The sequence below is a fragment of the uncultured Nostoc sp. genome, from assembly GCF_964247315.1.
Lineage (GTDB): Bacteria > Cyanobacteriota > Cyanobacteriia > Cyanobacteriales > Nostocaceae > Nostoc.
In genome coordinates, this window is sequence record NZ_CAXTTT010000022.1 from 21,622 (window position 1) to 33,074 (window position 11,453).

The window sequence follows — 11,453 nt, forward strand, 5'->3', positions numbered from 1 at the left end:
ATTATGAGTTTGGCCCACTTGAATGCACCCAGAAAGGTGATATCTACTATGTTTTGGCTCTTTAGCCGCTATGAGCGTGAATGATACTGCACACAACAATAATTCTACTTGGAATCGGCAAGTATACCACCGCCTGAAACTTGCCTTAAGTCTTGGCTTACGACGACAAATTCTTTTAGCAATATGTGATGATTTATACTTGAGAAATCAGGTAGCAGCCCGTTTGCATTCTACATTGGCTTATCCTGTTGGACAGGTGCTATATCAATCATCAAATGCTCAGGAAAATAGCACTCCAGCTTATCCGCGATTAGTCACGTTGCGTTTGAATTTAAACGATCCCAATCCCATAATCCAGATTAATCAATGGTTGACTAATTATCCACCGCCAATTATTGGGGCATCAAAAGATACTCCTGGTAGACCTTTTCCAGTACCAGCATTTCAGATTGTCGGCATGGAGCATCTTACGAAGCAACCAGTTGCGACACAGCGTTTATTTTTGCACTATCTCCGCTTAAGCGAACAATATTTTTCTACACAAGAATCCAGCCGATTCCTAGAATCTAATTTGCTGTTGTGGATACCACGTCCTTGGTTATCGGCTATCAAGCAATCAGCACCACAGTTTTGGCGTTGTCGTACTGGCGTATTTATGTTTGCTGGAGAACCCACACCAGCAACTCAGAATTTGGCCTATCCAGAACGTTTTTCACGTTCTGGAAGCTTGGATTTAGGGAATATTGAGCAGTCGATTCTAGATGAATCAGTTAACCAAGCAGAACTCAAAACCGCAGCCACCGAGTTAAAGTTTGATAATAATTCTGATTTCCCAGTAGAGATACAAGGGAATCGCCTACACAAAACTGAGGAAGTTTCACAATCAACAACGGATTTATTCAAGGCTACGCCACAACAACAGGAATCTACAAATCGGTCTGGTAGTGGTAGTAATAATCAATCGCTGTCGTCTTTATCTTATATTAGCAGTGAGTTAACAGAGCTAGTAATAGCAACAATAAATACAAGTATTGCTCAAAATACAGAGGATTCCTTACAACCACAGCAGATTTTATTGGAGATTGAAGAATTACACGAAAATCTTGTTTCAGAGGAGATACTGGCAGAGGCTTATCATCGCTTGGGTACTTTATACCGTCTTCGCATTGAGCAAGGAGAGGCAACTTTAGAAAACCTGATGGTGGCAATTATTGCCTATCAGGAGGCAATTAGTTATGACGAAAGCTCACCGCAACTCCCAGATATCTTGAATGATTTGGGTACACTCTACTGGATGCTATACCGCACACCACCCAATTCTGAAGAGGGGCAAACTTATATAGAGCAGGCAATAGAATTTTATCAGTTGGCGTTAAAGATGATTTCGTCCCAGACACATTCGGAAACTTACGCTCGCGTACAAAATAATTTGGGGACAGCTTATGGTGATTTAGCTCGTTTCTCTCACCCATCTGAAAATTGGCAGCAAGCAATTTTCGCTTACAGTGAAGCACTCAGCCACCGTACAGCCGATATGGATTCATTAAAGTATGCGGCTTGCCAAAATAATTTGGGTACTGCTTATTGGCATTTAGGGCAATACAATCAACCGATTGTGCATTTAAAGAAAGCGATCGCAGCTTACAATGAGGCGCTTGCACACTACAACCCTGAAGAGGAACCGCTGAAGTATGGCATGATTCAAAATAATATCGGTACTGCGTGTTGGAATCTGGCACAATACGAACAACCTGCCCAAAATCTCCAGTTAGCCATAGATGTTTATAGCGAAGCTCTTAAGTATCGCACTCCAGCTAATGTTCCCAGTGCCTGCGCCGCTACACAAAATAATCTGGGTACTGCCTACTGGCATCTAGCAAACCTATCTGAAACTACTCAAGAGGCACGGCAAAAGTATCTGCAACTATGTATCAGCGCTTATGAAGAAGCTATAGCTTTGGCTCACTCACTTAGCGGTACTTCTTTAAGTTTTGATTTGCTTGCCTCTCACAATAACCTGGGACTAGCACATTATCAGCTAGTAATAGATAAGTCTTTTAATGGCGACAAAGCGACACGCTCTCAACACTTAGAAATAGCATTAGATAACCATTTGCAAGCCTTAAACGGATTAATTAAACAACCAGAGGCTTATCAAACAACCTTCGCTTACGTGGTAAAAACTATTCGTACTTTTCATAATGAATTAGGCATACAGGGGCAAAATCTGGCTTTATCTAAAGTTCCTAGCCAGTTGTTGCCAGAGATTTTGTCAAAATTATAAATCCTATTCCTCTGCATAGTGTGGGGAATGCCAAAAAACTGTAACTTGATATCAGCTTGTTAAGAATTGTCAAGTAAAGTAAGGTAACGATGTTTACGACGGGCTACGCCTACGCAATTACTAGACTTTTTGCATAAATCAAAAAAGAACCCCACTTTGCCTTTGACTTACGTCAAAGTCTCCACTCTTGTTGGGGATGACTTGTTAGGGAACTTTTTGCAAAAGGTTTACTGTTTTACTCATTACAAAGTAATGAAATATTTTCACAATTCATAAATTTAACTTCATAAATATAAATTATTCATTAAATTATTCTGAAATACACATAAATTTTTTATACAAAAAACAATAAGATATTGGCGTATTTTGCGTAAATTTACTAAGGTAGACTGAAGACCTACTTGAAAGAAGCTTCAGAATGATAATTAAGACCTAAAATTATGAAACTAAGTTTTGTTTTGACTATTGCTATATCTAGTTTTTTTGTGAGTTCGACCACAGGATTTGCTTTCTCTGGTCAAGCACAAGCTCTAACTTTTTCTGGCATTTCTAGTGCTACATGGGGAAATCCTACTCCAGGAAGCACCGATACTAATCCCATATATACAGGTGTGGGAAGCAACACATTTACTTGGGGTCAACCTAATTCGTTGTCAGGATTTCCAAATAAACTAACCTCTTATGGAACTTCATTTTCTACGGACATTAACTCTGTATTCAAAATAGGTGATTTAACTTACTTTAATGGAAAGATACGCACTGATACAGGCATTGGATTTGTACCTTTAAATCTCAATGTATCTTTCAGCCCACCTGTGGGAACCAGCCAAGTTTTTGACTTCAACTTGCGTTTAGTAAATACACTTAACGACCCAAAAGATCCTGAAAAGAGTGCAGACTTAGTATTTTTAGATACAGATTTGAGTAATCGCAGTTTCACCTTTGGAAGTAATAAATATACCCTTGAGTTAACCGGTTTTAAGCTAGACGGTCGCCAGATAAGTATTAAGGCTCTTGAAGAAGCTACAACTACAACAGCTATTTATGCAAAAATCAAAACTATACCCGAACCCGCGGCACTGGCGGGTTTATCCTTGTTAGGGATATACCTGATATCTCGTAAAAATTTTTGGAAAAAAAATACTAAGAGCCTATAAATATGACTTATTCAGAACCCTTGTAGAAACGTAGCACTACTACGTCTCCACATTATTTTTCATCAGATGTCTAATTTATAGAAATAGGCAATAGGGAATAGGAAACAGAGAAAAAGATAGATAGGTACTGAGTCATGTTCAAAAATTAAATAGGAGTCCTAATATAGTAATCCGATTTGATTTTTGAACTTATACCAATTCAAAAAAAATCAAAAATTTTGGCGTTGCTCCCGTTGCGGGATGAATTAAGCTACTAAGGGTACAAATCCATAATGGATGTAGTGCAGTCACAATCGAATTGATAGCTTAAGCATTTCTTCTGATTTAGAATAGCAAGGAGTTTTTCGATGAAGGCGTGCTAGATAATGTCTGAATCTGGTATTTTCTCAGATCACGAGTGTCAGCCGCTCAATGGCGCTCAAACCAATGCCATTCACGTACATGGTTAGACATTGTTGTTTAATTTCGTCGTTGTATCCGTGTTTTAAATATGATTCTAGAAATTGGCGTTAGCGGAGCAGGGCAAAACGCACGTCGCAATCGGTACAGATGTAGTTTTGTTTACCACGACAATGCCCGTTCTTACGGCTAAGGTTAGATGCACAATCTCGACAGTTCATCCCTTAATTATGCAATGCCAAATCTAGCGATCGCTGCCCAAACGAAACAAGTGATTCGAGTCCAAGATGATTTAATCAGCTAATTATGCTGTTTCTGGGTTTGTGTGCGCTTCCAAACCTCCTTCCCCTTTTTTTCAATACCCGTCGTAGTCGATCTGCACTCAAGTTTACTTGACGCTCAGATGCAAGTTTTTTTGCTAATTGTTTAGAGTTATAAGTCTCTGACTCTTGAGCTAAACAATTTTCGAGATAAACCAAATCTGATTCTGAATATCGAGGTTTTCCTCCTCGACCAGGAGCATCCCATAAACCTGCTAAACCCATCTTTTCCCAGCGGTGAAGGGTTTGACGCACTGTTGAAATCGCCCAGTTCAAGCCTTTTGCAATTTGCTCATTTTTTAAGCCGCGAGTATTCAGCAGTAAAACTTGAGCACGATCCTTAGTACGTTGAGGAACATCTTTGGCTTTTCTCAACTCTTCTAAAGTCAGCTTTTCTTCTTCTGTGAGAAACACTTTTAATCGGCATCCCATAAATAATAACCTTTTACACAATCAATTTTTGTATCTATTTACGCCTGTATACTTAATTATTTAAGTATTTAATCATACATCCTAAAAAACTGAACTACAAGTATTAAGGATGCCGGCGTCTATAAGGCTGCTACGCGATAAGTATTGGCTCGATAACACGATCAAAGTTTGCAATTTTTCATCAACAATAGATTTTTATAAAAAGTTAGGCACATTGAGATGACACCATTAACCTATATAGGCAAATTTATTCAATAGCCTAAGGCTGTAGTTTATAGCTATGACAAGAAAAATTTGTTGGCGTTGTCTTGATTAATGTCTAAAGTCGATAATAAAGGACTGTATCATTAAATTACTAAGATTATTCCTATGCTTACGGAGGTTTATCGAAACTTTAAAAATTATTTTTACGCTAGTTTCTATTTTGATGAGCACAAAAAGATATACAAGCCTAGTTCCTTTTTATTCAACTAGTCTGTGGAAAATTGCCTTGATTATCTCCAAAAAATATCTGTTTCATTGACTTTACATAAAGTTTATATTTTATGCCACCATATTTTTGATTAAGACAACAACATATTCAATACTCATTGAATAAACTAATTTTAACAGCTTATTTGATGCTTGTTAGAAGCTTGATAAGCTTTGTCCTACCTTTCCTACCTTTCCTACCTTTCATACCTTTCCTACCTTTCCTACCTTTCCTACCTTTCCTACCTTTCCTAATTAAGGGAGTACCCGAAAAAAATAAATTTTTATACTTGATAAATATATTTTATGACAATATTAAATATTAAAAGTAATTTAGACTTGGTAGATCGACCAGCAATCTAATATTGTTTAAATTATGCTTTTCTAGTTAAAAATATAATTGCTATGATATTTTTGAATTAAGATAGAGCCAGATAAATAGCAAAAATAAGTACTCAGTAAATTTTAGGGATAAATTAATATTTAGTATATTTTTGGAGTCATATTTTTTGCTAAAAAACAGCAATAATTGATACAAGCTAAATTTTTAAAAAACTGATATTCATTACAACTTCAAATAAAAATAATAGAGACAATGGGGGCAGAAGAAAAACCTGTTAATTTGCGCTCGGAGACAAATAATGGTAGCGATCGCAGAGAACGTTCAACATCGGCTAACTATACAAACTGTAGAAATTGCCCCTAACACAACGGCGATTCGCTCTCTTGATTGGGATCGCGATCGCTTTGATATCGAATTCGGACTGCAAAACGGTACAACCTATAATTCATATCTAATTAGGGGCGAACAAACAGTTTTGATTGATACTTCTCACCAGAAGTTTCGCGATCTGTATTTAGAGACTCTCAAAGGTCTTGTTAACCCCAAAACAATTGATTACATAATTGTTAGTCACACAGAGCCAGATCATAGCGGTTTAGTAGAAGATGTCCTCCAGTTAGCTCCTAGAGCCACTGTCTTAGCCTCAAAAGTTGCACTTCAGTTTTTGGAAGGCTTAGTACACGATCCTTTTTCCAAGCGGATTGTGAAAACTGGCGATCGTATAGATATCGGCAAAGGACACGAAATCGAATTCGTGAGTGCGCCTAACCTGCACTGGCCGGATACAATCTTTAGCTTTGACCGCAAAACCCAAACTCTTTATACCTGTGATGCTTTTGGGATGCACTTTTGTGACGATCGCACCTTCGACGAAGATTTAGAAGCGATCGAAGCTGACTTTAGATTTTACTACGACTGCTTGATGGGCCCTAACGCTCGTTCTTTGGTGAATGCCATGAAGCGGATGAGCGAACTAGGGAAGATTAATATTATCGCCAACGGTCACGGGCCATTATTACACCATCATTTAGATGTTCTAACCGGCTGCTACGAAAATTGGAGCCAAAAACAAGCTAAAGCAGAAACCACTGTTGGCATGTTTTTTGTCTCAGATTACGGGTATAGTGAGCGGCTTGGTCACGCAATTGCTGAAGGTATACAGAAAACTGGGGTTGGGGTAGAAGTCCTGGATCTAAGTACTGCCCAGAGCCAAGAAATCCAAGAACTAGCCGGTAGAGCAGTTAGCATCGTTATTGGTATGCCCCCGACTACCGCCGCCGCCGCCCAAGCTAGTATCAGTTCATTGCTAGCTGTTGCCAAAAACAAGCAAGTGGTTGGGCTGTTTGAATGTTACGGTGGGGATGATGAACCCATTGATACACTCCGCAGAAAATTTCTCGACTCTGGCATCAAAGAAGCTTTTCCAGCTATTCGGATTAGAGAGGCTCCCACTGCATCAACATTCCAGTTGTGTGAAGAAGCGGGTAAAGACTTGGGACAATTGCTGGTGCGCGATCGCAACATCAAGCAAATCAAGTCCCTCGATGTTGACATGGAAAAGGCGCTGGGTCGGATTAGTAGTGGACTATATATAGTCACCGCTAAAAAAGATAATGCCTCAAGTGCCATGCTCGCATCCTGGGTAACGCAAGCGAGTTTGCAACCATTAGGATTAACAATTGCCGTTGCTAAAGACCGCGCCATTGATTCCTTAATGCAAATAGGCGATCGCTTCGTCCTCAACGTTTTGGAAGAAGGCAATTATCAAGAACTCAAAAAACATTTCCTCAAGCGCTTGCATCCTGGTGCTGACCGCTTTGCAGGAGTGAAAACTCAAACCGCGAAAAACGGTTCGCCGATTCTAACTGATGCTCTAGCATACATCGAATGTGAAATACAGACCAGCATGGAATGCAGCGACCACTGGATTTTATACTGCACCGTCCAAGAAGGTCGTGTCTCCAAAAACGATGGATTGACAGCCGTTCGCCATCGCAAAGTAGGTAATTACTACTAAGAAAGAAGGAATAAGGAGTAGGGAGTAGGGAATAAAGATGCGGGGGAGCTTATGAGCAGAGGAGAACTTGTACAAGTCTTTGCCCATTCCCCATTCCCAATACTTCGGCTTCTCTACGAGACGCTACGCGAACGCTCAGTACAAGTGCCCAATGCCCAATTCCCCAACTTTTAACAGCTATGACCAATTCCAAGCCACGCGACGTACAAGTTCTACCAATTGCTACAAATACTAAAGCTATCAGAGCACGTAGTTGGTCACGTCTGCGGTTTGAAATTGAATACGCACTTGAAAGAGGTACCACCTCCAATTGCTATTTAATTGAAGCTGATAAAACCGCACTTATTGATCCACCGCCAGAAAGCTTTACCGAAATTTATTTAGAGGCATTGCGGCAGACTTTAGATTTACAAAGTTTAGATTATATCATCCTGGGTCATTTTAGTCCCAATCGAGTTGCAACCCTCAAAGCAATTTTAGAACTGGCACCACAGGTAACTTTTGTCTGTTCTCTTCCCGGTGCAAACAATTTGCGTGCTGCTTTCTTAGAGCAAGATTTAAATGTTTTGGTGATGCGCGGGAAAGAAACTCTGGATTTAGGTAAGGGTCATGTTTTGAAATTCTTGCCCACTCCTAGTCCGCGTTGGCCGGAAGGACTTTGTACCTACGATCAGCAAACCCAAATTCTCTACACAGATAAGTTATTTGCAACTCATCTCTGTGGTGATGAAGTGTTTGATGATAACTGGGAAGCGCTTAAAGAAGACCAGCGTTACTACTTTAACTGCCTGATGGCTCCCCAAACTCCTCATGTGCAAGCAGCTTTGGAGAAAATATCAGATTTGCAGGTAAGAATGTATGCTGTGGGTCATGGGCCTTTAGTACGCACCGGCTTAATTGAACTTACCAAAGCTTATGCAGAGTGGAGCCGTTCTCAAAACGATCGCGAGATTTCCGTTGCCTTACTTTATGCTTCAGCTTACGGAAATACAGCGACTTTAGCACAAGCGATCGCTCTGGGACTAACTAAAGGTGGAGTTGCAGTCAAATCGATTAACTGCGAATTTGCTACCCCTGATGAAATTCGCATCAACCTCGCACAGTCAGAGGGTTTTATCATTGGTTCTCCTACCATTGGTGGTCATGCACCAACTCCCATTCATACTGCTTTAGGGATTGTGCTATCGAGTGGTGACAACAGCAAACTTGCTGGGGTCTTTGGTTCATACGGCTGGAGTGGCGAAGCATTTGACTTAATCGAAGGTAAACTTCGGGATGCTGGATATCGCTTTGGTTTTGACACCCTGAAGGTCAAGTTTAAACCTGATGATGTCACTCTCAAGTTCTGTGAAGAACTTGGTACAGATTTTGCCCAAGCACTGAAAAAGGCTAAAAAGGTACGCGTACCACAACAAGCCGCTACTCCAGTAGAACAGGCTGTTGGTCGGATCGTTGGTTCCGTATGCGTGGTGACAGCGAAACTTGGAGAAGTATCTACCGCAATGTTAGGCGCTTGGGTTTCTCAAGCCACTTTTAACCCACCCGGAATAAGTGTGGCGATCGCTAAAGACAGAGCGATCGAATCTTTGATGTATCCAGGCGGTAAGTTTGCCTTAAATATTCTACCTGAAGGCAATCATCAAGACTACATGAAGCATTTCCGTAAATCTTTCGCACCTGGGGAAGATCGATTTGCCAACTTTAGTACAGCAGTTGCAGATAACGGCTGTACCGTCTTTACCGACGCTCTAGCATATTTGGAATGCTCAGTCAACCAACGTCTGGAATGTGGCGATCATTGGGTTGTGTATGCAACTGTGGACGAAGGGAAATTACTCAAGCCTGATGCTGTTACTGCCATCAACCATCGGAAAACGGGCACTCATTATTAAATAATGAGAAATTTAACCTAACGAAACCGCCTTAGCTCGAATATAGCCAAGGCATTTTATAACAAAAATTCTCTTTTTTTCTGGGATGGGCATCTTGCCATCCCAGTTTTTTTATGCTTAATCGACAAAACTTAAGCAATTTAAAGGGTCATTCCAATATGTCCCAAACTTCAAGGATGAAATTAGTCGCGACGATCGTTGCCAATCCATTCACTTGAATTTCTAAATCTGCGATCGTGTTACCGTAATTTCTTTCTTCTCTCGGTGTTCTCTGCGCCTCTCTGGTCGCCTAAGGCTTGCCACTTTGCGTCTACGTTAAATTCAAATTGACTTTGACCAAGATTTTAACCTTAACTGAACCGTATTGGCTGATAGAGTGGCTGTTGCTCGTGCATTGCCCAGATATATGGACAATAGAGACATTGACTGAAAGTTGTTTCTGCCCTGCGGCGAGATTCTCACCGATTGAACATCAGAGTTATTAAGGAGTCAAAGCCAAGTGAATTTTATTGACAAACCATCTTTAGAAATCAACGCTTCTCGCCAGTTTACCGCTTGGCTGTATGAGCAAAACCTCAGTTTGTCCTTCACTACCTATCAAGCAGGGAAGTTATTTTTCATCGGCTTGCAATCAAACGGCAAATTGTCTGTATTTGAACGTAGCTTTGAGCGGTGCATGGGGTTGTATGCCAATGGCAACAGCCTCTATATGAGTTCCCTGTACCAACTGTGGCGATTTGAAAACATTATCCAACCCGGACAAAACCACCAAGGCTACGATGCTCTTTATTTGCCCCAGATGAGTTATGTAACAGGAGATTTGGATATTCACGATATCGCTTTGAGTAAAGCAGAAGAGAAAGATTTAAACTCACAAAAGCTATTATTTGTCAATACTTTATTTAGTTGTTTGGCAACAGTCAGCGAAACCCACAGTTTCGTTCCTCTATGGCAACCAAATTTTATCAGCAAACTAGCGGCAGAGGATAGATGTCACTTGAATGGGTTAGCAATGCAGCAAGAAAAACCCAAATACGTTACTGCTGTCAGCCAATCGGACGTAGCCGAAGGCTGGCGAGAGCATCGATTCAGTGGGGGCTGTGTCCTTGATGTAGAAAGCAATGAAATCGTCTTGCAGGGGCTTTCTATGCCCCACTCTCCCCGCTGGCATCAGGAAAAACTGTGGCTGCTTAACTCAGGCACAGGAGAGTTTGGCTTTGCTGACTTAAAGCGGGGAGTGTTTGAACCAGTCGCCTTCTGTCCGGGATATCTGCGCGGTTGTGCATTTTATGGCAACTTTGCAGTAGTAGGAATTTCCCAACCCAGGCATAACAAGACATTCAGCGGCTTGGCTTTGGACGAGAAATTGCATCAGAAAAACGTTGAGCCTCGCTGTGGGTTACTAGTGATTGACCTGAGAAGCGGCGATATTGTCCATTCCCTACGAATAGAAGGGGTGGTACTGGAATTGTACGACGTGGTAGCACTTTTGGGTGTACGTCGTCCAATGGCGATTGGGTTTCGTAGCGACGAAATTCGGCGGGTAGTAACGGTGGGATGAGCAGCAATTCAAAATTTAAGAGGAATCAACATCAATAGCATCTAATTTAACAACAGTTATTACTATAGAACCAGTCTTTTCGTCTTCGTGAAAGTAACTCTAAATTCACAAGTTAGTAACAGAAATTACAAGTTTGATTGTGTACGCCTTTCTCAACGTATCTGTAGCATAAATTTCGGGAAATGGGAGGTATGACTTTTCACGGGATATGGAATCAGAAAAATGGTGTGTGCAATTTCAGTATTAAAGCGGAAACAACATAAATTCACTTGCCGAAATTACGCAATTGCCACCAGGACAAGTACAAAAACGCAGGGTAGCCTTTAACTAGAAAAACAGTATCAGGCAATTATTAGACAAAACTTTTATATTATTTTTGTTGTTCTTATGACTCCAAAACACACCAAAATTAAATTTCCTATTTGGCAGTATCTGAACCAACCCTTATTTAGTCGTGACACTAAATTAGTATTGAATCCCCAACGCTTTGTATTGATCTGGCGTCTGCAACTTTTAGAACGTTGCTGGACTAAAGAATGTGACGCCAAGGGGCCTCAACAGCATTAGATATCTGAAA

7 protein-coding genes and 1 pseudogene are annotated in these 11,453 nt (G+C 40.6%); 6 read left to right on the forward strand and 2 right to left on the reverse strand.

The features are described 5' to 3' along the window. Positions 1-70: 70 nt before the first annotated feature. Positions 71-2,284 carry a tetratricopeptide repeat protein gene (locus tag ACFE93_RS09045; RefSeq protein ID WP_375472988.1) on the forward strand — a complete coding sequence of 738 codons (2,214 nt, stop codon included), beginning with the start codon at positions 71-73 and terminating at the stop codon, positions 2,282-2,284. Between the two features lie 440 nt (positions 2,285-2,724). Further along, entirely contained in the window at positions 2,725-3,441 is a 717-nt protein-coding gene (locus ACFE93_RS09050; RefSeq protein WP_375472989.1) for a choice-of-anchor K domain-containing protein, read from the forward strand. Positions 3,442-3,728: 287 nt separating this feature from the next. Here the strand turns inward: ACFE93_RS09050 and ACFE93_RS09055 are convergent. After that, a pseudogene (locus ACFE93_RS09055) lies at positions 3,729-3,827 on the reverse strand (IS1 family transposase); the annotation flags it as partial. Between the two features lie 309 nt (positions 3,828-4,136). Continuing rightward, positions 4,137-4,592, reverse strand: a complete 456-nt coding sequence (locus ACFE93_RS09060; protein ID WP_375472990.1) for a helix-turn-helix domain-containing protein — start codon at positions 4,590-4,592, stop codon at positions 4,137-4,139. Between the two features lie 1,112 nt (positions 4,593-5,704). Between ACFE93_RS09060 and ACFE93_RS09065 the strand changes: the two genes are divergently transcribed. The 4 genes from ACFE93_RS09065 (at position 5,705) to ACFE93_RS09080 (ending at position 11,443) form a co-directional block, all read left to right on the forward strand. Beyond that, positions 5,705-7,423, forward strand: a complete 1,719-nt coding sequence (locus ACFE93_RS09065) for a diflavin flavoprotein (protein WP_375472991.1) — start codon at positions 5,705-5,707, stop codon at positions 7,421-7,423. Positions 7,424-7,602: 179 nt separating this feature from the next. After that, on the forward strand, positions 7,603-9,315 hold the full coding sequence (locus ACFE93_RS09070; RefSeq protein WP_375472992.1) for a diflavin flavoprotein: 1,713 nt from the start codon (positions 7,603-7,605) through the stop codon (positions 9,313-9,315). A 499-nt stretch (positions 9,316-9,814) separates the two neighbouring features. Beyond that, positions 9,815-10,876: a TIGR03032 family protein gene (locus ACFE93_RS09075; protein ID WP_375472993.1), complete on the forward strand. Its 1,062-nt coding sequence runs from the start codon at positions 9,815-9,817 to the stop codon at positions 10,874-10,876. A gap of 387 nt (positions 10,877-11,263) precedes the next feature. Next, entirely contained in the window at positions 11,264-11,443 is a 180-nt protein-coding gene (locus ACFE93_RS09080; RefSeq protein ID WP_334839362.1) for a hypothetical protein, read from the forward strand. Positions 11,444-11,453: the final 10 nt, after the last annotated feature.

What these genes read in the sequence shown, in the direction of transcription:
- ACFE93_RS09045 (WP_375472988.1), top strand. Translation starts at nt 71, where the DNA reads ATGAGCGTGAATGATACTGCACACAACAATAATTCTACTTGGAATCGG.
- ACFE93_RS09050 (WP_375472989.1), top strand. Translation starts at nt 2,725, where the DNA reads ATGAAACTAAGTTTTGTTTTGACTATTGCTATATCTAGTTTTTTTGTG.
- ACFE93_RS09060 (WP_375472990.1), bottom strand. Translation starts at nt 4,592, where the DNA reads ATGGGATGCCGATTAAAAGTGTTTCTCACAGAAGAAGAAAAGCTGACT.
- ACFE93_RS09065 (WP_375472991.1), top strand. Translation starts at nt 5,705, where the DNA reads ATGGTAGCGATCGCAGAGAACGTTCAACATCGGCTAACTATACAAACT.
- ACFE93_RS09070 (WP_375472992.1), top strand. Translation starts at nt 7,603, where the DNA reads ATGACCAATTCCAAGCCACGCGACGTACAAGTTCTACCAATTGCTACA.
- ACFE93_RS09080 (WP_334839362.1), top strand. Translation starts at nt 11,264, where the DNA reads ATGACTCCAAAACACACCAAAATTAAATTTCCTATTTGGCAGTATCTG.